A 25076-nucleotide genomic window follows, 5' to 3' on the forward strand; every position below is an offset into this window, starting at 1 on the left:
CCGCTCAGAGCGGCCCGCGCAGGCTGTCCACGGGGTTGGGCGGCCCCCGCCAGGCGCGCTCGCAGTCGGCGCGCGCGCGCCGGAACACCGCCTCGCCCAGGCCCGCGCGCAGCTCCAGCATGAGCGGCCGCACCCAGCGCGCCGCCGCCTCGCGCCCCACCAGGTCCACCAGCGTGGCCCAGCCCATGGCCAGCCGCTCATAGGCCTGAGCCGGCTCGCCGCGCTCCACGTGCACGGCGGCGGCCTGACTCACGGCGTCCAGGTAGGTGATGGCGTCGCGCATTTCCAGCGCGCCCCGGCGCGCCATGTCCAGGCGCTGCAGGGCCTCGGCGCGCTCGCCCAGGGCCCGCGAGAGGCGCGCGCCCAGCAGGCCGCGCCGCGCGGCGGCGTCGCCGGAGCTGTCGCCGATCGCCGCCAGGCCCTGCCAGAGCTCGTCGGCCCGCCGGGGGTCGTGGTTCATCAGGGCGGCCACGGCCGCCAGCCGGGCGGCCTCGGCATCGCCCGACAGCCCCTGCGCGGAAAACAGGCTGGCCGCCCGCAGGAAGCGTTGCGTCGCGCCTTCGGTGTCGCCCACGGACAGCGACTCGCGGGCCTGCGCCAGCAAGGTGTCCGCCACATCGTGTGCCCGCTCTCGGGCGCTCTCGGTCGTCCAGCCCACCGGGCCAGGCACGGTGTCGTCGTACGCACCCATGACCGCCTCCTTTGCGCCGCCCGCAAAGGCAGCAGACCGAAGCTTAGATCAGCCGGCGAGGCCGCCGGCTCCGCTTTCTCCCCTATGCAGAAATGGGCATAACACGCGCCCGCGGCCCCGCTCCGGAACCCCGGCCGGCCCTGCGCCACAGAGCCGGCAGCGCTGTCACACCGCTTGCTATACCGGCCGATGTCCACCTCACTCGAACTGCTTTTGGGTCCCGCGCCCCCCGGCACCCCCGCCCACCGGCGGCGGCTGCGCAGCGACGATGGCATTGCACTGCGTCTCACGAGCAACGCGGGCGACGACCAGGTGATGCTGCTCAGCTCGCCCGGCCACCTGCCGCCCGGCACCGAGCTGGGCACCCCACGGAGCCTGTGGCACCACACGCTGGCGCACCCGCGCCGCCCGGGCCTGCGGCTGTCGCTGGTGGTGCCCGCGGGCAGCGTCCGCGTGCACCTGATGGATGTCTGGCCACGGCACGCCGTGCCACCGCAGGCCCTGGCCGAGGTGCTCGACGAACACAGCCGGCGCCACCGGCTCTGGCGCGCGGCGCTGGCCGCGGACGGGACCGAGGACCACGGGGCCATCGACGGCACGCGCCTCGCGCCCGATCACTGGGCCATCCTGCCCCACCCCTACGCCTGACCGACGCGGCGCGCCATCGCTGCCGCTGTTCACGCCCCCTCTATCGCCATGAATCGCCTCCCCGCCCCGCTCACTCCCGCTCGGAACACACCCCCGGTCTTCCTGCCACCGCAGATCCCGCCCACGCGGCACCCGGCGCCGCACACCGTGGCGCAAAGCCCGTTCCCGACGCCGGGGTACCAGCCCGACCACACGGACGGGGACGACTTCACCAGCCCGTCACAGAGCTGGCTGCAGGAGCACGACCTGGGGTTCGACTTCGAGCAAGGCTTCGAGCTCGGCCCCTCGCCTTCGGCGTTCGACACACAGCCCCCGGTCGATGACAACGCGCCCGAACAACCCACGCCGACCAGGGCCCTCCCGCCGGTGCTGAAGGCCCTCCACCTGATCAGCGAAAAGCAGAAAGGCCAGGCGCACCGCCAGCTGAAGCAGTGCGCGACGGTAGAGCAGGCCCTGGTGGAGATGCTGGCGGCCAGCAATTCCGGGAAGCGCGGCAACGGCCCCTCCCCCGCGCGGGTGGTGTCGGTGCTCGGGTTGTTGGCCCGGCTTCCCCTGAAGTCACCTGTGCGTGGCACGTTTGCCTGTCTGTGTCTCGTTCGAATGCGCGTGGAGCGCAGCGCCAAGGGGGCGGCCAAGCGCTACATCGACCTGGCGAATGCACTGCCGCCCCAGTTCCCGACCGATGAACTGGGGCCTTACCAGCAAGTCCTTATCGAGTGCGGCCGCCAGGCGATCCAACAGATCCGAGACGAAGACGTTGAGCATTTCAAGCAGCAGCCAAGCGAGGCGCTCGATGCACTGACTCGCATTGAAAGCCGGCTGATGGAGTACCAAGCCCAGCCTTGCTCCCCACCACAGGTATCGATTGAGGCGTTGCGCCGGCAGGTCGGCGTGCGGTATCCGCTGCGGGGCACTCACTCCGCGTCAAGCTTGAAGCGCCGCCATGAGCGCATCGTTGCCGAAACTACGCCTGCGGATGCCGTCGACGAGGCAGACGAAGAGAACATGTCGCCCACGGGGGAGCAGCGGCCCCTGCCCGCGGGGGTCGGCCGGCACGCGATGAGGCCCGTGCCGCCCTCCCCCGATCTCGCGGCCCCGGGGCCGATGCGTTCCTGGGGCATTCCACCGCAACCCGTGGCCACCTGGGGACCCGCGCGCTTCGCCGGTGAACTGCACGCGATGGTGCTGCGCGGCAGCCTCATCGTGCGGCAACCGGTCGCACAGGCCTTGCAGGTGTTTGCCACCTGTCCCAACCGGCAAGGCCTGACCAGGGCCTTGCCCAGCATCCACGATGCACAAGGATTTCTGGACATGCTGAACCTGATGCTCGGCCTGAACCCCCCGGCGGCGGGCGAGCTCGCGCTGCACACGGCGCTCAACTACATCGAACGTGGCCTGGTCATGCCGGACGCGGTGGCCACGGCCGTGGTCGGCGCCTTGTCGCAGGTGAGCGCCTGGCCTCAGGACGTGCCCTTCAGCCTCACGCTGATGAACCAGGTGGGCCTGCAGCCCCCCTTGGTTCGCGAGGCGGTGGCCAACCTGATCGACCGCCTGCTCCACGGCCCTGGGTGATCCACCGCACCCGCGCGCCCTGCATCGGCCGCGTGCGCCAGCCCTCGCTCAGCTCGGGCGGATGTTGTTGCGCCGGATCACGTCGGCCATGGCGGCGGTGTCGGCCTTGATGCGGCGCGCCAGACCCTCGGGCGAGGTGCCGGCCACGGCCCAGCCCTGGTTCAGGATCTTCTCGCGCACCTCGGGGCGGCGCACGATCTCGGTGAGCAGCGTGGCCAGCCGGTTCACGTGCGCCTTGGGCAGGCTGTTGGGCGCGGCCACGGCGTTCCAGATCTCCAGCTGGAAGTCCTTCACGCCGGCCTCGGCCAGGCTGGGCACATCGGGCACCACGGCGCTGCGGCCGGCCGAGGTGACGCCGATGGCGTGCAGCTTGCCGGCCTTGACCTGCGCCATGGCCAGGCCCGGCGGCAGCAGCGACATCTGGATCTGCCCGCCGATCATGGCCGCCATCACCTGCGGGTTGCCGGGGTACGGCACGTGCACCGCGCCCAGGCCGGCGCGCGACTTCAGCAATTCCATGCCCAGGTGCGCCACCGTGCCGATGCCCGGCGTGCCGTAGTTCCACTTGTCCCCATTGCGGCGCGCGGCCTCCAGGAAGGCGCGCGCATCGGCCGGCGTGCCCGGCGCGCCCGTCAGCAGCAGCGGCGCCACGGCGATCAGCGACACCGGCGTGAGGTCGGTGAGCGGGTCGTAGGTGGTGGCGGGGTTGAGGATCTTGGCGATCGTCATGTTGCCGTTGATCATCAGCCCGATGGTGTGGTCGTCGTCGGCGCGCGCCACCTGGGCGGCGGCCACGTTACCGCCGGCGCCGGGGCGGTTCTCCACCACCACCGGCTGGCCCAGCAGGCCCTGCAGCGGGTCGGCCAGGGTGCGGGCCATCAGGTCGGGCGAGGAGCCGCCGGGGAAGCCCACCACGATCTTGAGCGGGCGGCTGGGCCATGCGGGTTGGGCCAGGGCGGCGGGCAGCGCGGCGGCGGCGGCCAGCGCGGCACCGGTGGCGATGGCTTGGCGTCGGGTGGTGGGCTTCAGTGGCATGCGGGTCTCCAGCGGTTGTCAGGGGTTCGCGGAAGCGGGCCGGGGCGGTGCGCCCGGGCCGGCGTAGAGCCAGGGATTGTCCAACAGGCGTTCGCCCAGCACGCCCATGGCGGTGTCGCGGCCCAGACGCAGCAGGCCGCTGGCGTGGAAGATGCGCCCATTGCGGCGCGAGCGGCGCTGCACGCGGGCGTTGCGGGCCCAGCGCGCCTGGGCGTAGCGCGCGAAGCGCTCGGGCCAGTCGGCCACCGTGGCGCCCCGAGCGAGGTGCCCCAGCACCCAGGCGTCTTCCAGGGCCATGGCCGCGCCCTGCGCGAGGTAGGGGCGCATGGGGTGCGCGGCGTCGCCCAGCAGGGCCACCGCGCCGCGCGCCATGTCGGCGGGGCCACGCAGCGGATCGCGGTCGTGCAGCACCCAGCGCGTCCAGCCGGGCACCGCAGCCAGCCAGTCGGCCAGCGGCCCGGCGATGGGGCCGAGCGCGGCGCTCAGCTCGCCGGCCTCGGCCGGCTGCGACCAGCTGCTGGCCTCCAGCCCGCCCGCCTCGCCCTGCACCACGGCCACCAGGTTGAAGGCCTCGCCGCGCCGCACGGGGTAGTGCACCACGTGCAGCCGGGGGCCCAGCCACACGCCCACCGAGGGATCGCGCATCGCGGCGGGCAGCGCCTCCGCGGGGATCAGGCCACGGTAGGCCAGGTGGCCGGTGCGGCGGGGCGGCGCGGCGTCGAATCCGCCCTGGCGCACGCGGCTCCAGAGGCCGTCGCAGCCGATCAAGGCCTGGCCGGCCAGCTGATCGCCGCTGGCCAGGGTGAGCGACACGCCCGGCCCGCTCGGCCGCCAGGACTCGGCGCGCGCCCCCAGGCGCCACGACACGCAGGCCTCCTGCGCCACGGCGCGCTGCAGCAGCGCGTGCAGGTCGGCGCGGTGCAGGCAGGCATAGGCCTGGCCGTGGCGCGCCACGGCGGCTTCGCCCAGCGCCAGTTGGCCCAGCGAGCGACCGCTGCGCGCGTCGCGCACGCGCAGCGCCTCGGGAAAAGCGGCGGCCTCGCGCAGCGCGGGCAGCAGGCCCCAGTCGGCCAGCACGCGCACCGCGTTGGGCCCCAATTGCAGGCCCGCGCCGATCTCGCCGAACGCAGGGGCCTGTTCCAGGACGGTGACGGCCTGGCCCTGGCGCGCCAGGGCCAGGGCCGCACCCAGTCCGCCGATGCCGGCGCCGGCCACGAGCAAGGGAAGGTTCATGCGGGGAATGGTATCGGCTGGGCCTCATCGAGCCTCGTGCAACGAAGGTGCCTGGGGAACGCATCCCGCGCCCGCCCCACACAGCGTCGTGCCCTTGCCCCCCGTCCGTGTACCGGGAGACGCCGTGTCCTTCATGCTCGAACAGCTCTTCGGCCCCGCGCCTCACGGCGTTTCACCCAACGAACGCGCGCTGCGCAGCGACGACGGCGTTCTGCTGCGGTTCAGCGCCGATGCCGATGACGACCGGCTCACGCTGATGAGCTCACCGGGCCGTCTGCCCGCCGCGCACGTGGCACCTGCCACCTGGCATCACACCTTGAACCATGGCGGCTTCGAACACATGCGCTGCTCGCTGCTGACGATGCCCGCCACGGACCCGCCTTGGCAGCGCCTTTGCCTGCTGGATGTGTGGTGCCGCCACGGCCTGCAAGCCCATCGCCTGCAAGCCTGGCTGGACGACCATGCGCGGCGCCACCGCGTCTGGCTTCATCTGCTGGCCGAGGGCGGACATCAGGGCATCGCCCGCCCGAACGAGGGCTTCGCCGCCCGTTCCGCCATGGCCGCGGCGCACGACCTCTGTGGCCGCTTCGTCTGACCTGCTCCATCGAGCCCCCTGCGTCCCATGCTCTGCCGCACCACCGCCACCGCGACCACCACCACCACTGGCTCCCCCGGCTACCCATCGGGCATGGGCAGCCCACGAGCGAGCGCCGGTGTCCCCCACCCGACGCATCCCGCTGGCATCACGGTCACGGGGTACCAACAGGAGGCCCCGACCGACAACGCCGCCCGCGACGCGAGCGCTGCCCTGGATTCCGCGCTCCAGGTGCCCGCACTGTTTGGGGCGTTCGCGAAACTCAGGCCATCGGATCACACCTGCGCCTGGTCGAAATGCGTCAGCTACGCCCAAGGTTTCAAGCTCACCCTGGCCGCCTCCAGCGGCGGATACCCCCGTTGGGGGCTTGAAAAGCCCTGCCGGCTGGCCGTGCAATTTTCAATCTTCGAAAAGATTGAGTTCATATTGCCGCACCAATGGCACCCCATATATTCCTGCATGTGCCTGGCGAATATGCACTTGACGCCAGCCATCCGGAATGGCGGCCGCTGCCTGCAATTAATGGCCAAGGCCCTACCTGAAGAAGTCTGGCCCGCAGAGTTGAATGCCTACCATGAGCTGTGCCAGCGCCAAGCACGCCACGCCATCCGCAAAATTCTCAAGAACCTCGACAAATACCCGACGCCCGATGCATGGGCCGCCGCGCTGACTCAAATCACAAACAAGCTCGACGCCTACAAAAACAACCCACCCGCTGGAGGTCAATGGACGGAGGAGCAACTGGAGCAGGTCGAATTGCCAGACCGTCTGTTCGAACCGATCCGCCACAGCAGCGCCGTCCCCATGCCAACGGCACCGGCCCTTGAATACACCGACCTGGCAAGGGCACATGCGGAAACCCTCGAGGCACCGCAAGCGATCGTCACCGCCCCTCAAACAGGGCGCGCGCACCCTCCGGCCCGCTCACGGCCCGCCGTCTTCAACGCCATTGAAGCACTGCTGAGCGGCCGCCATGTCCGGCAACGCAATTCGTCCGCGGGGCTGGCCCTGAGCCTGTGCGCCAACTACCCGCAAGCGTTCCACATCCTCCTGCTCGGCACCGCCCACGGGAAAACGAACCCGCTGTCGGATTCGCCGGGCATTAGGACGGAGGCGGTTTACCGCATCCTGGCAACAATGGATGAAATTCCGCGGTACGCGCAGGAGAAATCCATTCTCGCCTGCATGATGCTGATCAATTTTCACCTGCCACGCAGCACACACCACCTCGACGCACGCTTCAACCTGTTGGCCGACGCCCTGCCTTCGGGCAACAGCGGCGAAGAATGGCCGCCTGAACTCCGGGATTTCCGCGTCTTGTGCATCCAGCAGGCCTGGCGCCACATCCACCTGCTCCGATCCGAGCAATACAGGAGGGACCAGCCTCTCAACAAGAGGGCTGGCGTCCCATTGCCGAACAGGGTGCGCCGGGCGCTGAACAGAATTGCCACCAAGCTCAATGCGCACGCCGGTCAGGATGCGTTTTATCACCTGCCCGAGGCAATGGTTCCCCCGCCCTACACCATCGAGCAGCTGAAGTCACCGCTGCTCCTGCCGCCCGATTTCCTGGCGCGTTTCCGCGCGGGCCGGCAGCCGTCGACCCGGCAAGAGCAAGCACAGGCATCGGTCTTGTGGGCCAGGCCTGCGTGGCGCACGCCAGGGCGCAACGCCCCTGGCTTGCCCATGCCCGGGGAAGCCGCGCCAGCCAGGGCGCTGGCACCCGCCATCGCGTGGGGGCCTATCGAGCTCGTCGCCGCAGCGGTTCAGGCCAACCCGACCATCCTCATCAGCGACGGCATGGGGCGCTTCCTCAACGCATTCCTCTGGGCGGGCGACAACGCCGAACGCATGCGCTGCCTGCAACAGCAGAGCACCGCCACCCATGTGGAGCTGCTGCGCTTGGTCTTCTGGCTCATGGCGGCCGGCGTCGCCCGGGAAATGGCGGAATGCTCGCCGCACATCCCCGAACTGCAGGCCGCCTACGACGACCTGCTGCGCCAGTATTGACGACAGCGCGGGGCCCAAGGCCCTTCTTCAAAGCACCCGCTTGAACCACGCCAGCGACAGCCCCGCCGCCAACACCACCAGCCCCGCCGCCAGCAGGGCCAGCAGCCCGGAGACCTCGGTCTCCTTCTTCTCCACCGTCAAGCGCGAGCTCAGCGACTGGTAGATCTGTTTCAGGTTCTCGGCGGTGCCGGCGTAGAAGTACTCGGCCTTGGTGGTGCGCGCCACGTCCTTGAGGGTGTCCTCGTCCAGGCGCACGCGCATGGACCAGCCTTCGAAGCCGATCACCTCGCCCTCGACCGTGCCCACGCCCACGGTGTAGACGCGCACACCCCGGTCGGCCGCCATCTTGGCGGCCTCGGCCGTGTCCACGCCGGTGGTGCGCTGGCCGTCGGTGAGCAGGATGATCGCGGCCGAACCGTACGAGCCCGGTTCCACCGGCTGGAAGGCCTTCTCCTCGTTGTTGCGCGGCTGGTCGAGCGAGCGGCCGCGCGGCGCGAAGGGGTCGGTGTTGCGGCTGTAGGTCATGTCGGTCAGGCTGATGCGCTGCTCGGGAAACAGCTCGGACAGCGAGACCACGATGGCGCTGCCGATGGCGGTGGCGCGCTGCAGCTGGAACTTGTCGATGGCGGTGACCAGGTCCTCGCGGCTGAGGGTGATCGGCTGCACCACCTGGGCCGAACCGGCGAAGGCCACGATGCCCACCTTCACGTGGCGCGGCAGCTCGGCCAGGAAGGCCTTGGCCGCGTTCTGCGAGGCCACCAGGCGGTTGGGCGCCACGTCCTCGGCGCGCATGCTGCCCGACACGTCCATCGCCAGGATGATGGTCTGCTGGGTGGACGGCAGCGTGATGCTGGCCGAGGGCCGCGCCGCCGCCAGCAGCATGGCCGCCAGCGCCAGCAACAGCAGCATCGGCGGCACGTGGCGCCGCCAGCCCGGGCCCTTGCCCAGGGCCTCGCGCACGATGGACAGGTTGGCGTAACGCAGCGCCGTGCGCTGGCGCCGGCGCAGCAGCCACAGGTAGAGCAGCACCAGCAGCGGCAGGACCAGCAGCAGCCACAGCATCTGCGGCCACAGGAAGCTCACGGGCGGCAGCCATCCGTTCATAGCAAAACCTCCGCGCGATGCGCTGCGATGCGAGCCCCTTCGGGCGGCCGTGCGGTGTTCATGCTCGCATTCCTTCTCGGGTTCGGCGGGGCAGCTGCGTGGGCATGGGCCGTCCGAGCGCGCCGTGGCGCACGCGCCGCTCGCGCAGGTCCACGAAGCGCAGCACCGCGTCGCTCAGGTCCTCGTCGGTGGCGAGTTCCAGCGTGTCCACGCCAGCGCGCGCCAGGCTGTCGCGCAACTGCGCCTCGCGCTGCGCGGCGATGCGCGCGAAGCGCTGGCGAAAGCCCTTGTCGCTCGTGTCGACCTCGATCTGCTCGCCGGTTTCGGCGTCGCGGATGGGGATCAGGCCCAGGTCGGGCAGCTCCAGCTCCAGCGGGTCGACCAGGCGCACGGCCACCACGTCGTGGCGGCGCGCCAGCTCGCCCAGCGGCCGTTCCCAGCCGGGTTGGCTGATGAAGTCGGACACCACGAAAACGGTGCTGCGCTGGCGCACGGTGAAGACGGCGCCGCGCAGCAGGTCGCCCAGGCGCGTGGCGGCGGTGCCGGCGGGCGCGGGCGCTTTCCCCGTCGAGGCGGGCATCAGCATCTGCAGCAGGCGCAGCACGTGCAGGCGCCCGCCGCGCGCCGGCAGCATGGCCTCCACCCGCGCGCGGCCGCGCGAGCCGTACACCATGGCGCCCACTCGGTTGCCCTGGCCCGAGATGAGACGCGCCAGCACCGCCGTGAAGCGCAGCAGCACGTCGCTCTTGCGCTGCTCGCCCGAGCCGAAGTCCACCGAGGGACTGAGGTCGAGCAGGAACCAGGCCGCCATCTCGCGGTCCTCGGTGAACACCCGCACGTGCGGCTGCTGCAGCCGCGCGGTGACGTTCCAGTCGATGTGGCGCACATCGTCGTGCAGCTGGTACTCGCGCAGGTCGGCCAGGTCCAGGCCGCTGCCGCGCATGAGGGTCTTGTAGTGGCCCTGCAGCAGGCCGTCGAGCCGGCGCAGCACGGTCCACTCCAACTGGCGCAGCAGCGCATCGGCGCGCTGCGCGGCGGGCGACCTCGCCGCGTCGCCCGGCGGGGCGGCGGGGGCTTGGCCGAACAGGCGCTTGAACATGTCAGGCCGCCCGCCTCTCGGCTTCCAGGGGCCGCGCCGGCGGCGGGATGTGTTTCATGATGCGCGCGATCAGCGCCTCGCTGCTGAGGCCCTCGGACAGGCCTTCGTAGGACAGCACCACGCGGTGGCGCAGCACGTCGGGCACCAGGTCGACCATGTCCTCGGGCAGGGCATAAGCGCGGCCGCGCAACATGGCCAGGGCGCGAGCGCCCTCCACCAGGCCGATGGTGGCGCGCGGACTGGCGCCGAAGGTGATGAGACCGGCCATGTCCTTGATGCCGTGCTTGTCCGGGCTGCGCGTGGCCGACACCAGGCGCACCGCGTACTGCACCAGCGAGGGGTCCACGTAGACCTCGCGGCACACCGCCTGCAGCGCGGCCAGCTGCTCGGTGGTGGCGACCGCGTTCACCCGCACCGCGGGACCGGTGACGCGCTCGACGATGACGTACTCCTCCTCGTCGCTCGGGTAGTCCACCAGCACCTTCATCATGAAACGGTCCACCTGCGCCTCGGGCAACGGGTAGGTGCCTTCGGTCTCGATCGGGTTCTGCGTGGCCATCACCACGAAGGGGCGCGGCACGGGGTGGGTCTCGCCCGCGATGGTCACCTGGCGCTCCTGCATCACCTCGAGCAGCGCGCTCTGCACCTTGGCCGGCGCGCGGTTGATCTCGTCGGCCAGCAGCAGGTTGGCGAACACCGGGCCGAGCGCGGTGCTGAAATCGCCGGTCTTCTGGTTGTAGATGCGCGTGCCGACCAGGTCGGCCGGCACCAGGTCGGGCGTGAACTGGATGCGCTTGAAGCGCCCCTGGATCGCCTCGGCCAGCGTCTTCACGGTAAGCGTCTTGGCCAGACCGGGCACGCCCTCCACCAGCAGGTGGCCCTGCGCCAGCAGCGCCACCATCACGCGCTCGAGGAAACGGTCCTGGCCGACGACCACGCGTTTGACCTCATAGAGGATCTCCTCCATCAGCTGGGCGGTCTCGGGGGCGTTGGTGTCGCTCATGAAGGGCTCCGGTCGGTGGATGAGGGGCTCAGAACGGGGGCAGGCCCGCGGCGCTGGCGGCGCTTTCGATGGGCACGGCAAAACCGATGCCCACGAAGGTGCGGGCGCTGGTGGGGTTGAGGATGCCGGTGACGATGCCGACCACCTCGCCGTCCATGGTGACCAGCGGGCCGCCGGAATTGCCGGGGTTGGCCGCGGCGTCGAACTGGATCAGGTTGCCGATGACCTGCTTGCCCTCGGGCGACTTGAACTCGCGGTCGAAGCCGGAGATGACGCCGGCCGACACCGAGGGCCCGATGCCGAAGGGAAAGCCCACCGCCACCACCTGGTCGCCGGCGTTCAGGTCGTTGGTGGAGCGAAGGGTGGCCGCGATCAGGTCGTCGGGGATGGTCTGGGCCTGCAGCACGGCCAGGTCGTTCTCGGGCTGCGCCCCGGTGACGGTGGCGCCCGATTCGCTGCCGTCGGCGAAGGTGATCTTGAGCCGGTCGGCGCCCTGCACCACGTGCAGGTTGGTCAGGATCACGCCCTTGTCGATGATCACCACACCGGTGCCCACCCCTTGCTCGGTCTCCTTGCCCTTCTCGTCCTTGCCGTAGGACAGCACACGCACCACGGCGGGGCGGATCTTCTCGGCCGCGCGCGCGGCCGGCGAGGGCATCACCTGGGTGGTGAGCGTGCGCAGCACGGCGGCGTCGATGTCCTTCTGCGTGAGCGCGGCGGCGCCGCCCGCCTGGCGCTGCCACACCAGCACGATCAGGGCGATGGACAGCAGGGCGATGGCCGCCCACATGACGCGGGGGCTGGCTGCGCCGCGCGCCAGGGCGCCGCGCCAGCGGCGAACGGGCCGCGCTGGCACGGCCGCCTCGGCGGCCGGCTCGATGGCCTGCGCCCCCGGCCGCGCGTCGACCGGCGGGGCCGCGCGGCGCGAGGGGCTGTACTTCGCTGTCTTTCGCATCGCGACCCCCGACGAAGAAGCTGTGGGTCACATGATGCCGCGATGCGCCGACCGGCTCAAGCGGTCAACAATTGCCGCAGCACGTAGGGCAGGATGCCGTTCGCCCGGTAGTAGTCCACCTCGACGGGCGTGTCGATGCGCAGGGTGACGGTGATCTCGCGCCGCTGACCGTCGGGACGGGTGATCACCAGCGTGGCGTCGCTCTGCGGCGTCAGCTCGGGGTGCGGCACCACGGCGATGGTTTCGTCGCCGCGCAGGCCCAGCGACTCCCAGGAATCGCCCGGCTTGAACTGCAGCGGCAGCACGCCCATGCCCACCAGGTTGCTGCGGTGGATGCGCTCGAAGCTGCGCGCCACCACGGCCTTGATGCCCAGCAGCTGCGTGCCCTTGGCCGCCCAGTCGCGGCTGGAGCCTGTGCCGTACTCCTCGCCGGCGAAGATGACCGTGGGCACGCCGTCGGCCACGTAGCGCATGGCGGCGTCGTAGATGGGCAGCTTGTCGCCCGAGGGCTGGTGCAGGGTGAAACCGCCCTCCTCGCGCGTGCCGTCGGCCCGCGGCGGGATCATCAGGTTCTTGATGCGCACGTTGGCGAAGGTGCCGCGCATCATCACCTCGTGGTGGCCGCGGCGCGCGCCGTAGCTGTTGAAGTCGGCCGGCAGCACCTTGTGCGCCTGCAGCCACAGGCCGGCGGGCGAAGAGGCCTTGATGCTGCCGGCCGGCGAGATGTGGTCGGTGGTGATGGAGTCCCCGAACAGCGCCATGATGCGCGCGCCGTGCACGGCCACCGGGCGCTGGGCGTCCACCGCGTCCAGCGCGAAGCCCTGGAAGAACGGTGGCTCGGCGATGTAGGTGCTCTTGGGCCAGTCGTAGGTGGTGCCGCTCAGGCCCGGGATGCGCTCCCACAGCTCGCCGGGCTCGGTCTTCACGCGGGCGTAGTTGTCGCGGTAGGCCTTGCCGTTCATGGCGCTCTTCATCAGCGCATGGATCTCGTCGCTGGTGGGCCAGATGTCGCCCAGGTACACGGCCTGACCGCCGGTGCCGGTGCCCACCGGCTGCGTCATCAGGTCGGTGGTGACGGTGCCCGCGATGGCGTAGGCCACCACCAGCGGCGGGCTGGCCAGGAAGTTGGCCTTGATGTTGGGGTGGATGCGCGCCTCGAAGTTGCGGTTGCCCGACAGCACCGCCGCGCAAACCAGGTCGTTGTCGGTGATGACGGCGTTGAGCTCAGGCGCCAGGTCACCCGCGTTGCCGATGCAGGTGGTGCAGCCATAGCCCGCCAGCGCGAAGCCCAGTTGCTCCAGGTAGGGCAGCAGGCCGGTGTTGGTGAGGTACTCGGTGACGATGCGCGAGCCCGGCGCCAGGGAGGTCTTGATGTGCGGCTGCACCTTGAGGCCCTTTTCCACCGCCTTCTTGGCCAGCAGGCCGGCGGCCAGCAGCACGCCCGGGTTGCTGGTGTTGGTGCAGCTGGTGATGGCGGCGATCAGCACGTCGCCGTTCTTCACGTCCACACCCTTGCCGGCGGGAAAGGCCTGCGCCAGCTTGCCCGGCGGCTGCTTGAAGCCGCCCTGCTCCATGGGTGCGCTGAACAACTCGGTGAAGCGGCGCGACACGTGACCGAGTTCGATGCGGTCCTGCGGGCGCTTGGGACCCGCCAGGCTGGGCGCCACCGTTCCCAGGTCCAGCGTGATCACCTGCGAGTAGTCGATGTCGCCGCGCTGCGGCACGCCGAACAGGCCCTGGGCCTTGAAGTACGCCTCGAAGGCGTCGATCTCGGCGGCGCTGCGGCCGGTGCCGCGGAAGTACTCCAGCGTCCTGCCGTCCACCGGGAAGAAGCCCATGGTGGCGCCGTACTCGGGCGCCATGTTGGCGATGGTGGCGCGGTCGGGCAGCGTGAGCGAGGCCGTGCCCTCGCCGAAGAACTCCACGAACTTGCCCACCACCTTGTGCCGGCGCAGGATCTCGGTGACGGTGAGCACCAGGTCGGTGGCGGTGACGCCGCCGCGCAGACGGCCCGTGAGCTCGAAACCCACCACGTCGGGCGTGAGGAAGTACACCGGCTGACCCAGCATGGCGGCCTCGGCCTCGATGCCGCCCACGCCCCAGCCCACCACGCCGATGCCGTTGATCATGGTGGTGTGGCTGTCGGTTCCCACCAGCGTGTCGGGGTAGTACAGCCCGCCCTTGAGGTGCACGCCGCGCGCCAGGTACTCCAGGTTCACCTGGTGCACGATGCCAAAGCCCGGCGGCACCACGCCGAAGGTGTCGAAGGCCTGCATGCCCCACTTCATGAAGCCGTAGCGCTCCAGGTTGCGCATGAACTCCAGCTTCATGTTCAGGTCCAGGGCGTCCTTAGTGCCGTAGTGGTCGACCATGACCGAGTGGTCCACCACCAGGTCCACCGGCACCAGGGGCTCGATGCGCTTGGGGTCGCGCCCCAGGCGCTGGGCGGTGCTGCGCATGGCGGCCAGGTCGGCCAGCAGGGGCACGCCGGTGAAGTCCTGCAGCACCACGCGCGCCACGGTGAAGGGGATTTCGTCCGTGCGCGCCGCCTGGGGCTTCCAGTTGGCCAGCCGCGCCACGTGCTCGCGCGTCACGCGCTCGCCGTCACAGTGCCGCAGCACGCTTTCCAGCACGATGCGGATGGAATGCGGCAGGCGCTTGACGTTGGGAAACTCGCGCGCCAGCGCCGGCAGGGAATAGAGGCGGCCGGTCTTGCCGGCCGCGGGGGTGAAGGTCTTGACGGTCTGGGCGAAGGGGTGGGCGTAGCTCGTGGGGGCGTCCATGCGGTGGCTCCTGAAGATCGTTCCATGCGGGTCAAGGGCCATTCTGCGATCTTCTGGCGCCACCGCAAGCGCGGCGGCGATTTGCCCCGGGGGTGCCTGCTGGAATCAGACCGCCAGGCGCTGGACCGGCGCGCGCCAGCCCAGGAACTCCAGGTCGGCCAAAGCCAGCACCGCCACCGCCAGCACCGTCAGGTAGGCCTGGCCCAGCGCCGTCACGCCGCTGTCACCGCCCCAGGCCAGCGCCAGGCAGGCGACGCCCCACAGGACGTTGCCCACGATCAGCACCATCAGCGGTCCGCGCGCGGGCGCCACCTGGCGCGCCAGGATGGCCGCCAGCGCCACATAGGCCAGCAGCGCCCAGCCGGCGGCGGTGATCAGGCCCTGGGACAGGCCGAGCCAGCCGGCCAGCGAACCGGCGAAGGCCAGGTGCAGCACGGCGGCGCCGGCGCCCGAGATGGCGTCCAGCGCGAGCACGCGGCGCAGGTGGGTGGTGGAGAGGCGCAAGGTCGAGAGGCTCATGTGGGGCTCCTGAGGGGGTTGAACATGGCGCCCATCGTGTCGGCGACCCCGCAGCGGGTCCATGACCTGCCAGGTCATGGCCGCCGCCCCCACCCGGCCTACCATGCGGCCATGCACGCCCACCGCCCCCACCACGCCGCCCCCCTGCCCTTCGGGGACCACCTGCGCCACTGGCGCCAGCGCCGCCGCCTGAGCCAGCTCGAGCTCGCCCTGCAGGCGGAGGTCTCCACGCGCCACCTGAGCTGCGTGGAAACCGGCCGCGCCAGCCCCAGCCGCGAGATGGTGATGCGCCTGTCCGAGCGCCTGCAGGTGCCGCCGCGCGAGCGCAACGCCCTGCTGGTGGCGGCCGGCTTCGCGCCCATGTACCGCGAGCGCACGCTCGACGACCCGGCCATGGCGGCGGCGCGCGCCGCCGTGCAGCGCATCCTGGACGCGCACGAGCCCTGGCCCGCGCTGGCCATGGACCGGCACTGGAACCTGGTGATGCACAACCGGCTGGTGCCGCTGCTGATGCAAGGCATGGCGCCGCAACTGCTGCAGCCGCCCGTGAACGTGCTGCGCCTGAGCCTGCACCCACAAGGCCTGGCGCCGCGCATCCACAACCTGCCACAGTGGCGCGAGCACCTGCTGGAGCGCCTGCGCCAGCAGATCGCCACCACCGGCGACGCCGCCCTGGCCGAGTTGGCCGAGGAACTGCGCGCCCTGCCCGCCCCGGCCGGCGGCCACGGCGACGGCCACCACGCCCTGCCCGGCGAGCACCTGGGCGTGCTCATGCCCTTTCGCCTCGACACGCCGCTCGGAGAGCTGAACCTGATCAGCACCACCACCGTGTTCGGCACGGCGGTGGACATCACCCTGCAGGAACTGGCGCTGGAGACCTTCTTCCCGGCCGACGAGGCCACGGCCGAGCGGCTGCGCGCCATGGCGCCGACGGCCTGAACCATCGGGCGGCGCGGCGCTGGCCGTCCGCACTCGGCCATCTGGTCGGGCCCTGGGGGGGTGGCCGGCTGGAACCGCCTTCGGCAAGCACCCGACCAAACAGCACTGGCCTATGCACCGCCAGTGGGCGCAGCGACGCGGGACCGACCCGCCCAGCGCGTCCGCCCTGTTTCTTCACCCCCGAGGTCTCTATGCCGGTCTCCCTCACCCACTCCCCTGGTGTTCGCCCCACGGTGTTGCCGCCAGCACCCCGGGGCGCTCGGGGCCCCGCGCCCACCACACCGGCCACCCAGCCCCCCGTCGGGCCCGCGACCACGCCCGGCGCCGCGTCCTCGTCGCCACCCATCGAGCAGCACGCGTCCAACCTGAGGTTTGGCGGCGCGGGGCTCCCGCGGCCCGCCGCACCGCGGGCCCCTACCGGCGCGGCGGCGCGCCCGCCGGGCAGCGGCAGGTCGGGCACGCCAGCGGAACTTCGGCTCCGCTTCCAGCAAGAAGCCAGCACCTTTGAAGGCGTTTCGTTCGACCTTTCGCCGCCGGAGGGCACGTCGTGGGCAGAAGCCAAGCAGGAGTTCGAGCAGCACTACCAAGCCGCCCGCGCCCAGCAGCGCTTCGCCGAAGCCGACAGAAACCCGCTGCCCCCCACCATGAGAAAGCCCGCCGGACCTGCCGCAGGTGCCCGCGGCGAACTGTCGCCCACCCTGAGCCGCGGCACCGGCCGTGAGGGCCCGGCGCCCGGTGGCGGCGCGCCCCACGGTTCCTCGGGCACGAAGGCCACAGCCCCCGTCAACCGCTCTGCGTTCGACGGGGTCGACTTCGACCTCGACAACGATCCGGACCTGAAAAGGGAACTGCTGGCGCTGAACGCCAGGCACGCGCCGCCCCAGGCGAAGGCGTCGTCGGTGCCGCCAGACCCGCAACGGGGCGCCACCACCACCTGGAAGGCGGGCGTCTTCGCGCGCACGCGCTCCGCCAGCCAGGGGGATGTGCCGCGGCCAACGCCGACTGGCACCGGCCAGGACTCGCCGGCCAGGCGCGCCTCGAAAAAGGAAGGCGGGCTGCGAGAGGCGCTCAAGCGCTGGTGGTCAGAGCCCGGTGTTCGCGTCAGCCGGTCCAGGAAATGACCTGAACCGGCCATCCGACCGAGCCGCCCCGCACGGGCGGCCGGAACCCGCCCTCGGCACCGGCCACTCAAGCCGAACCGCCACCCCAGGTGCCCGCCATGAACACCGACCAGTTGATCACCTTGTGCCACCGCGCCAGCCTGGAACTGGGCCTGCCCGACCCCTTCGCCCTGGGCCAGGGCCACACCGTCACCCTGGACGGTGTTCACGTCGAAATCCAGCACAAGGAACCGCGCCCGCACTTTCTGTTGCTGGCCGAGATCGCGCTCTTCGGGGCCGAGCAGCGCGCCCCGGTGCACGAGCGGCTGCTCGCGCTGCAGCTGAGCACCGCCGACCACCCCAACCTGCGCTTTGGCTTCCACCCGCTGCGCAAGACCACCCTGGTCTGCCTCACCGCCACACCGCCCAGCGACGAATCGGCCGGGCCGGCCTGGCTGGCGGACCTCATCACCGCCACGGTGGCGCAGGTCAAGGAGTGGCGGGAGGAGCTGCACAGCGACACGCCGCCCCCAACCCCGAAGCCATCCGTCCTGAGCCCGGGCGGCGCAGCGACCTGGGGCTGATGCCGAACCCCATCGCTTGCTCGCGCCCCATAACTGAGCCTGACTGCCCATGATCCCCAAAACCACCGGAACCCGCTTTCCCGCGCTTGCGCACAACCCCAACAGTCGCCGCCCGCCAGAGGTTCCGCCGCGAGGCTCGTCCCAGGGCGTCATGGAACGAACGCGACCGGTCGAGACACCAGCGGCCAGCAGCCATACGGCTCCCCCTGGCGACCCTCGGGTTTTTGCGGACCATCATCAACCCCCGGTCAACCTCAACGCCTCCAATCTGGCGTTCGAGGGGCCTGCGCCAGGCGAGAACCCCTTCGATTGGCTGGACAAGGACAGGGGCACCGGCCGATATGCCGGCTTCACCGCCGATGGGCAGGCCGTACCTCGGATATTCGGCCCAACAGATTCCCCCACTCCACTGAGCCAGGGTCCCGCGGCCGGCGGGCCCGGCCCGGCAACGCCACCCGAGACGCCCAATCCCTTCTTTGATATACCCGACGCAGGCATCCCCCCGAACCTGCACCCGACTCCCAGCGCCGCGCCCAGTGTCACGCCCAGCGTTGTCGACAAAGCCCAGCTGCAAATAGAGCAACAGACCCAGTTGGGCCTGTTCTGCCTGGGCATGCACGAACTTGTCTTGCGGGAATGTGTGAAACAAGGGCTGTCGCCGGATGCCGTCAAGCCGCTGCTCGACCTCTTTTTCGACCAAGGCATCGACGCCTTGAAAGAGACACAAAAGATCGGTGCTTCGGCCGGTTTGCTCGACAGCGCGGCAGCGCCTTTGGATATTCAGGCCCTCAAGGCGTCTGCGTTGGCGCGCCGGGCCGATGCCACGAAGCAGGCCGAGCTCACCAGGTTGAAGCTCGACAAAGAGCAATCGGCCCCTCACGACAGCCCGACGTTCGACCCGCTGACCCGAAGAAACGGTCGCAAGGCATCTTCACTTGAGCACTCGGAGATGGAGGAATCGGATTCGCGCTCGATCAAGAGCCAACCGAGCGATGGCGACGCCACGATTTCCGGCTCGGGCAAGCAGATTCCCCGATCCCTGCGCACCGACGACCCCGACACGGATGGCGGCAGCTCCTCCGATGAAGACGGGGCCGATTCCAGCGCCGAAGTGTCGGCCACGGATTCACAAAAAACGATCGAAATGTCCGTGACGGAGGACGCCGTCCCTGCGCCCCAGCCGAAGGCATCGCCACAACCATTGGCCAATCAACAGCAGCGCAAGGGCGCGACACCGCAACCGGTCCTCTCGCCGCCGGCCAAACCGCAGCAGCGGTCGCAGCCAGTCCCATCGCGGCCGGTCAAGCCGCGGAACCAGAAAGCCGACGATCGCTTGGCGCAGCAGGAGACATACCGCCAACACGACCTGGCACGGGCGGCCGAACAAAAGAAGAGCCAACTGAGAGGGAATCTGATGGCCGAACAAACCACGGCCATTGCAGACCTTGAGCGGCAGCTCGCGCGAATCACGGATCCTCAAGCGCAGCGGAGCCTGCTGTCGATGAGCAAAGACCTCCAATACCAGCGGCACACGCAAGCTGTGAAGGAATGGTCGAGTCTGCTTCCGAAAAAGACTGCGGGCGCCGCCACCGCTGACGAGTTGGCCCGAATGGACGAACTGGACATCATCAGCACAGCTGCGCTCGATCATGAAAAAGCCATCAAAGCGGTGGCCGCCAAGCGCGGGATTGCCTTGTGACCTTAGGGTCGAGGCCAAGCGGCGTGGCCCTACCGGCAGCGCTGCACCCGCCAAAACAATGGCGCCACCCTTTCAGGTGGCGCCATTGCCGTTTCAGCGCGGCCTGCCGGCCGCCCGGTCTCAGACCGTCACGCCCTTGGCCGTTTCCGCGTACTCCTCGATCTGGTCGAAGTTCATGTAGCGGTACACGCTGGCGGCGTCCTGGTTGATGATGCCCATCTCGGCGTGGTACTCGGCCACGGTCGGGATGCGGCCCAGCTTGGAGGCGATGGCCGCCAGCTCGGCCGAGGCCAGGAACACGTTGGTGTTCTTGCCCAGGCGGTTGGGGAAGTTGCGCGTGCTGGTGGAGACCACCGTGGCGCCTTCGCGCACCTGGGCCTGGTTGCCCATGCACAGGCTGCAGCCCGGCATTTCGGTGCGCGCGCCGGCCGTGCCGAAGGCGGCGTAGTGGCCTTCCTTGATGAGCTCGCTCTCGTCCATCTTGGTGGGCGGTGCCACCCACAGCTTGACCGGGATGTCGCGCTGGCCACCGAGCAGCTTGGCCGCGGCGCGGAAGTGGCCGATGTTGGTCATGCACGAGCCGATGAAGGCTTCGTCGATCTTGGTGCCGGCCACGTCGGACAGCAGCTTGGCGTCGTCCGGGTCGTTGGGGCAGCAGAGCACGGGCTCCTTGAGCTCGTTCAGGTCGATCTCGATCACGGCGGCGTACTCGGCGTCCTTGTCGGCCTCGAGCAGTTGCGGGTTCGCCAGCCACTCCTGCACCTTCTGGATGCGGCGCTCCAGCGTGCGCTTGTCCTGGTAGCCCTCGGCGATCATGTTCTTCATGAGCACGACGTTCGAGTTCAGGTACTCGATCACGGGCTCTTTGTTGAGCTTGATCGTGCAGCCGGCGGCCGAGCGCTCGGCCGAGGCGTCGGACAGCTCGAAGGCCTGTTCGACCTTCAGATCGGGCAGGCCCTCGATCTCGAGGATGCGGCCCGAGAAGATGTTCTTCTTGCCGGCCTTGGCCACGGTCAGCAAGCCCGCCTTGATGGCGGCGTAGGGAATGGCGTGCACCAGGTCGCGCAGGGTCACGCCCGGCTGCATCTGGCCCTTGAAGCGCACCAGCACCGACTCGGGCATGTCCAGCGGCATCACGCCGGTGGCGGCGCCGAAGGCCACCAGGCCGGAGCCGGCCGGGAAGCTGATGCCGATGGGGAAGCGGGTGTGCGAGTCGCCGCCGGTGCCCACGGTGTCGGGCAGCAGCAGGCGGTTGAGCCAGCTGTGGATCACGCCGTCGCCGGGGCGCAAGGCCACGCCGCCGCGGTTGCTGATGAAGGCCGGCAGCTCGCGGTGGGTCTTCACGTCCACCGGCTTGGGGTAGGCGGCGGTGTGGCAGAAGGACTGCATCACCATGTCGGCGCTGAAGCCCAGGCAGGCCAGGTCCTTCAGTTCGTCGCGCGTCATGGGGCCGGTGGTGTCCTGGCTGCCCACGGTGGTCATGCGCGGCTCGCAGTAGGTGCCGGGGCGCACGCCCTGGCCTTCGGGCAGGCCGACGGCGCGGCCCACCATCTTCTGCGCCAGGGTGAAGCCGGCCTTGCTGGCCACCGGCGCCTGCGGCAGGCGGAACACGGTGGACGCCGGCAGGCCCAGGAATTCACGCGCCTTGGCGGTGAGGCTGCGGCCAATGATGAGGTTGATGCGGCCGCCGGCACGCACCTCGTCGAACAGCACGTCGCTCTTGAGCTTGAACTCGGCGACGGTGCTGCCATTCTTGGTGAGCTTGCCGTCGTAGGGCAGCACCTCGATCACGTCGCCCATCTCCAGCTGGGAGACGTCCACCTCGATCGGCAGCGAGCCCGAGTCTTCCTGCGTGTTGAAGAAGATCGGCGCGATCTTGCCGCCGAGCGTGACGCCACCGAAGCGCTTGTTGGGCACGAAGGGGATGTCCTGGCCGGTGGCCCAGATCACCGAGTTGGTGGCCGACTTGCGGCTGGAGCCCGTGCCCACCACGTCGCCCACGTAGGCCACGAGGTGGCCCTTCTTCTTCAGGTCGTCGATGAATTGCATCGGGCCGCGCTTGCCGTCTTCCTCGGGCTTGAAGGCCGCGTCGGGGCGCGTGTTTTTGAGCATCGCCAGGTAGTGCAGCGGGATGTCGGGGCGGCTCCAGGCGTCGGGCGCGGGCGACAGGTCGTCGGTGTTGGTTTCGCCGGGCACCTTGAAGACGGTCACGGTGATGGACTTCGGCACCTCGGGGCGGCTGGTGAACCACTCGGCGTCGGCCCAGCTCTTCATCACCTCTTGCGCCTTGGCGTTGCCGGCCTTGGCCTTGGCCGCGACGTCGTTGAAGTAGTCGAACATCAGCAGCGTCTTCTTCAAGCCGTCGGCGGCCACGGCGGCCACCTCGGCGTCGTCGAGCAGCTCGATCAGCGGGTGCACGTTGTAGCCGCCCACCATGGTGCCCAGCAGCTCGGTGGCCTTGGCTTTGCTCACCAGGCCGACCTTGAGGTCGCCGTGCGCCACGGCGGCCAGGAAGCTGGCCTTGACCTTGGCGGCGTCGTCCACGCCCGGCGGCACGCGGTGGGTGAGCAGGTCCAGCAGGAAGGCGTCTTCACCGGCCGGCGGGTTCTTGATCAGCTCGATCAGCTCGGCCACCTGCTGCGCGGACAGCGGCAGCGGCGGGATGCCCAGCGCGGCGCGTTCGGCGGCGTGGGCGCGGTAGTCGGCGAGGAAGTTGGACATCTCAGGTTCTCCGTGGGGACAGGCAAAAAAAGATCAGGTGAACAAGGCGTGCACCGCCTCGGGCAGGCGGCGGCCGGTGCGCTGCGCGCGCTCCAGCACCTGCCAGAAGTAGCGGTAGCTCGCGCGGTCGTGCAGGCGGCCGGCCACCTGCACGGGGGCCCAGGCCGCGGCGGCGGCGCGCTCGATGACGGTGGCGGCCTCGTCCACCTCGTCGGCGGCGGGCGCGAAGGCCGCGACGATGGGGCGGATCTGGTCGGGGTGGATGCTCCACATGCGGGTGAAGCCGAGTTCGTGCGCGGCGCGGCGCGCGCTGTTTTGCAGCGCCGCGAGGTCCTTGAACTCGGTGACCACGCCGTGCGCGGGCACCTTGCCGTGCGCGTGGCAGGCGCTGGCGATCTCGACCTTGGCGCGCAGCACCAGCGGATGGCTGAACTGGCCCGCGGAGGTCATGCCGGCCGAGGGAATGGCGCCGCCGTGGGCGGAGACGAAATCCATCAGGCCGAAACTGAGGCTCTGCAGGCGCGGGTGCGCGGCGATATCGAAGGCGCGGTGCACCGCCGCCGGGGATTCGATGAGCGCGTGCAGCGGCAGCTGCGGTGCGCCGGCGGCGTCGAGCAGCGCGGCGGCGCGCTCGACATCGGCCACGGTCTCGACCTTGGGCAGCATCACGTGCGCGAGCCGCGCGCCGGCGCGGCCGACGATGCGGGCGACGTCGGCCTCGAAGGCCGGGTGGTCGACCGCGTGCACGCGCACCGCGACCCGGGCGTCGGCGGGGGCGGACAGCACCAGCTCGGTGACCAGCGCGGCGTGCTCGGCCTCGCCGCCCACCGGGGCGCCGTCCTCGCAGTCGAGGGTGACGTCGAACACGCAGGCGCCGAACTCGGCCGTGAGCTCGGCCTGCAGCGCCAGGCTCTTGCGCATGCGCGCCTCGACGCCGCTGTAGTGGTCGCAGACCGGCAGCGCGATGGCGCCGGCCTGGGGCCCCAGCAGAATGTCGCGCGGGCGGCTCATGACGGGCGCTGCGCCACGAGGAAGAGGCGCGGGAAGGCCAGCAGCCGTCGGCCGTCGGCGCGGGTGGGGTAGGCGGCGGCCACGCGGCCCTGGTAGTCGGCCAGGAAGTCCGCGCGCTGGTGCTCTTGCAGCGGATCGATGAAGGGCCGCAGCCCCGTGGCGCTGACCCACTCGACGATGGCGGCGGCCGAGTCCATGCGGTGCTGGTAGACCGTGTGCCAGGCGTCCACCCGCTCGGCGTCCCCGGCAAGCAGGTCGTAGTAGCTGGCGATGGGTCGGCGCGGTTCGCGCACTCGGCTGGCGTCGCCGATGGCTGCGGCGAAGCGCGGCTGGGCCGCGGTCTCGCGCATCAGGCGGTGGCTGGGCTCGTCGAGGTTGTCCGGCATCTGCACCGCGAGCACACCGCCCGGCGCCAGCAGCGCGAACAGGCGGGGAAACAGCGCCTCATGCCCGGGCACCCATTGCAGGGCGGCGTTGGCGTAGATGAGGTCGGGCGCGCCCTCGGGCCGCCAGCTGGCGATGTCGGCCAGGGAAAAGGCCACGCCCGGCAGGCGCTGGCGCGCGCTCTCGAGCATGGCGGGGGAATTGTCGATGCCCGTCACGCGGGCATCGGGGAAACGCTGCACCAGCAGCTCGGTGGAATTGCCCGGGCCGCAGCCCAGGTCCACCACCCCACGCGGCGTGGCCAGCGGAACGCGCGCCAGCAGCTCGCGCGCGGGACGGGTGCGTTCGTCCTCGTAGCGGCTGTACAGCGCGGGGTTCCAGTCGGCCATCGTGCGCGGTGGGAATTACAGGAGGTGCTTGACGCCGTCCTGCTCGCCCTGCAGCTCGGCCAGGGTCTTGTCGATGCACTTCTGGCTGAATTCGTCGATGGCCAGGCCTTCGACGATCTTGTACTTGCCGCCTTCGGTGGTGACCGGGAAGCCGAACACCACGTCTTTGGGGATGCCGTACTCGCCATTGGAGGGCACGCCCATGGTGACCCACTGGCCATTGGAGCCCAGGGCCCAGTCGCGCATGTGGTCGATGGCGGCGTTGGCGGCCGAGGCCGCCGAAGACAGGCCGCGCGCTTCGATGATGGCGGCGCCGCGCTTGCCCACGGTGGGCAGGAACACGGTTTCGTTCCAGACCTGGTCGTTGATCAGGTCCTTGACGGCCTTGCCGCCGATGGTGGCGAAGCGGTAGTCGGCGTACATGGTGGGCGAGTGGTTGCCCCACACGGTGAGCTTCTGGATCTCGCCGACCTTGCCACCGGTCTTGGCGGCGATCTGGCTGGCCGCGCGGTTGTGGTCCAGGCGCAGCATGGCGGTGAAGTTCTCGCGCGGCAGGTCCGGCGCGCTCTTCATGGCGATGTAGGCGTTGGTGTTGGCGGGGTTGCCGACCACCAGCACCTTCACGTTGCGGCTGGCCACGGCGTTCAGGGCCTTGCCCTGGGCAGTGAAGATCTGGGCGTTGGCGGCCAGCAGGTCGGCGCGCTCCATGCCGGGGCCGCGCGGGCGCGCGCCCACGAGCAGGGCGTAGTCGGTGTCCTTGAAGGCGGTCATCGGGTCGCTGTGGGCTTCCATGCCGGCCAGCAGCGGGAAGGCGCAGTCTTCCAGTTCCATCATCACGCCCTTGAGCGCCTTCTGGGCCTTCTCGTCCGGAATCTCCAGCAGTTGCAGGATCACGGGCTGGTCCTTGCCGAGCATTTCGCCGGAGGCGATGCGAAACAGCAGGGCGTAGCCGATCTGGCCGGCGGCGCCGGTGACGGCGACGCGAACGGGCTTCTTGGTCATGGT

The 25076-nt window shown here is 70.3% G+C and carries 21 protein-coding genes; 8 read left to right on the plus strand and 13 right to left on the minus strand.

The features are described 5' to 3' along the window. Positions 1 to 4: 4 nt before the first annotated feature. Positions 5 to 691, minus strand: a complete 687-nt coding sequence (locus SOM08_RS15910; protein WP_322469296.1) for a hypothetical protein — start codon at positions 689 to 691, stop codon at positions 5 to 7. A gap of 189 nt (positions 692 to 880) precedes the next feature. On the opposite strand from SOM08_RS15910, the gene SOM08_RS15915 reads away from it, so the two are divergent. Together SOM08_RS15915 and SOM08_RS15920 are read left to right on the plus strand one after the other, a co-directional pair. Beyond that, positions 881 to 1339: a hypothetical protein gene (locus SOM08_RS15915; protein ID WP_322469297.1), complete on the plus strand. Its 459-nt coding sequence runs from the start codon at positions 881 to 883 to the stop codon at positions 1337 to 1339. Positions 1340 to 1387: 48 nt separating this feature from the next. Next, positions 1388 to 2911: a hypothetical protein gene (locus SOM08_RS15920; RefSeq protein ID WP_322469298.1), complete on the plus strand. Its 1524-nt coding sequence runs from the start codon at positions 1388 to 1390 to the stop codon at positions 2909 to 2911. Positions 2912 to 2959: 48 nt separating this feature from the next. On the opposite strand, the gene SOM08_RS15925 is transcribed toward SOM08_RS15920, so the two are convergent. Then, on the minus strand, positions 2960 to 3946 hold the full coding sequence (locus tag SOM08_RS15925) for a Bug family tripartite tricarboxylate transporter substrate binding protein (RefSeq protein ID WP_116959578.1): 987 nt from the start codon (positions 3944 to 3946) through the stop codon (positions 2960 to 2962). Positions 3947 to 3964: 18 nt separating this feature from the next. Further along, positions 3965 to 5179: an FAD-dependent monooxygenase gene (locus SOM08_RS15930; protein WP_322469299.1), complete on the minus strand. Its 1215-nt coding sequence runs from the start codon at positions 5177 to 5179 to the stop codon at positions 3965 to 3967. Positions 5180 to 5312: 133 nt separating this feature from the next. Here SOM08_RS15930 and SOM08_RS15935 point away from each other — a divergent pair, with 133 nt between their 5' ends. Then, the gene (locus SOM08_RS15935; protein ID WP_322469300.1) at positions 5313 to 5774 is read left to right on the plus strand and encodes a hypothetical protein; all 462 of its coding nucleotides are present in this window, start codon (positions 5313 to 5315) and stop codon (positions 5772 to 5774) included. 27 nt (positions 5775 to 5801) lie between these two features. Then, on the plus strand, positions 5802 to 7781 hold the full coding sequence (locus SOM08_RS15940) for a hypothetical protein (protein ID WP_322469301.1): 1980 nt from the start codon (positions 5802 to 5804) through the stop codon (positions 7779 to 7781). 27 nt (positions 7782 to 7808) lie between these two features. On the opposite strand, the gene SOM08_RS15945 is transcribed toward SOM08_RS15940, so the two are convergent. The 6 genes from SOM08_RS15945 to SOM08_RS15970 form a co-directional block, all read right to left on the minus strand. Continuing rightward, the gene (locus SOM08_RS15945; RefSeq protein WP_116959630.1) at positions 7809 to 8864 is read right to left on the minus strand and encodes a VWA domain-containing protein; all 1056 of its coding nucleotides are present in this window, start codon (positions 8862 to 8864) and stop codon (positions 7809 to 7811) included. Positions 8865 to 8943: 79 nt separating this feature from the next. Then, positions 8944 to 9984 carry a DUF58 domain-containing protein gene (locus SOM08_RS15950; protein WP_322469302.1) on the minus strand — a complete coding sequence of 347 codons (1041 nt, stop codon included), beginning with the start codon at positions 9982 to 9984 and terminating at the stop codon, positions 8944 to 8946. Between the two features lies 1 nt (position 9985). After that, positions 9986 to 10987, minus strand: coding sequence for an AAA family ATPase (locus tag SOM08_RS15955; protein ID WP_116959573.1), 1002 nt, complete (start codon positions 10985 to 10987; stop codon positions 9986 to 9988). Between the two features lie 28 nt (positions 10988 to 11015). Beyond that, the gene (locus tag SOM08_RS15960) at positions 11016 to 11942 is read right to left on the minus strand and encodes a S1C family serine protease (RefSeq protein WP_322469303.1); all 927 of its coding nucleotides are present in this window, start codon (positions 11940 to 11942) and stop codon (positions 11016 to 11018) included. A gap of 56 nt (positions 11943 to 11998) precedes the next feature. Continuing rightward, complete coding sequence (gene acnA / locus SOM08_RS15965) at positions 11999 to 14725, minus strand: aconitate hydratase AcnA (RefSeq protein WP_116959571.1); 2727 nt, start codon at positions 14723 to 14725, stop codon at positions 11999 to 12001. Between the two features lie 105 nt (positions 14726 to 14830). Further along, positions 14831 to 15244, minus strand: coding sequence for a hypothetical protein (locus tag SOM08_RS15970; protein ID WP_116959570.1), 414 nt, complete (start codon positions 15242 to 15244; stop codon positions 14831 to 14833). Positions 15245 to 15355: 111 nt separating this feature from the next. On the opposite strand from SOM08_RS15970, the gene SOM08_RS15975 reads away from it, so the two are divergent. From SOM08_RS15975 to SOM08_RS15990, 4 genes are all read left to right on the plus strand, one after another. Further along, on the plus strand, positions 15356 to 16183 hold the full coding sequence (locus tag SOM08_RS15975; RefSeq protein ID WP_181936497.1) for a helix-turn-helix domain-containing protein: 828 nt from the start codon (positions 15356 to 15358) through the stop codon (positions 16181 to 16183). A gap of 191 nt (positions 16184 to 16374) precedes the next feature. After that, positions 16375 to 17304: a hypothetical protein gene (locus SOM08_RS15980; protein WP_322469304.1), complete on the plus strand. Its 930-nt coding sequence runs from the start codon at positions 16375 to 16377 to the stop codon at positions 17302 to 17304. Positions 17305 to 17402: 98 nt separating this feature from the next. After that, the gene (locus tag SOM08_RS15985) at positions 17403 to 17867 is read left to right on the plus strand and encodes a hypothetical protein (RefSeq protein ID WP_322469305.1); all 465 of its coding nucleotides are present in this window, start codon (positions 17403 to 17405) and stop codon (positions 17865 to 17867) included. 49 nt (positions 17868 to 17916) lie between these two features. Further along, on the plus strand, positions 17917 to 19566 hold the full coding sequence (locus SOM08_RS15990; RefSeq protein ID WP_322469306.1) for a hypothetical protein: 1650 nt from the start codon (positions 17917 to 17919) through the stop codon (positions 19564 to 19566). Positions 19567 to 19686: 120 nt separating this feature from the next. Here the strand turns inward: SOM08_RS15990 and acnB are convergent, their stop codons facing one another. The 4 genes from acnB to SOM08_RS16010 are packed head-to-tail and all read right to left on the minus strand — an operon-like array spanning position 19687 to position 25073. Beyond that, positions 19687 to 22287 carry a bifunctional aconitate hydratase 2/2-methylisocitrate dehydratase gene (acnB, locus tag SOM08_RS15995; RefSeq protein WP_116959566.1) on the minus strand — a complete coding sequence of 867 codons (2601 nt, stop codon included), beginning with the start codon at positions 22285 to 22287 and terminating at the stop codon, positions 19687 to 19689. A 33-nt stretch (positions 22288 to 22320) separates the two neighbouring features. Then, entirely contained in the window at positions 22321 to 23298 is a 978-nt protein-coding gene (locus SOM08_RS16000; protein WP_116959565.1) for an HpcH/HpaI aldolase/citrate lyase family protein, read from the minus strand. After that, entirely contained in the window at positions 23295 to 24071 is a 777-nt protein-coding gene (gene tam, locus SOM08_RS16005; protein ID WP_116959564.1) for a trans-aconitate 2-methyltransferase, read from the minus strand. The genes SOM08_RS16000 and tam overlap by 4 nt, the downstream gene beginning before the upstream one ends. Positions 24072 to 24086: 15 nt before the next feature. Continuing rightward, positions 24087 to 25073 carry a malate dehydrogenase gene (locus SOM08_RS16010; RefSeq protein ID WP_070397552.1) on the minus strand — a complete coding sequence of 329 codons (987 nt, stop codon included), beginning with the start codon at positions 25071 to 25073 and terminating at the stop codon, positions 24087 to 24089. Between the last annotated feature and the right edge of the window lie 3 nt (positions 25074 to 25076).

This window comes from Hydrogenophaga sp. SNF1 (assembly GCF_034421675.1).
In the GTDB taxonomy this organism is placed as follows: Bacteria; Pseudomonadota; Gammaproteobacteria; order Burkholderiales; family Burkholderiaceae_C; genus Hydrogenophaga; species Hydrogenophaga borbori.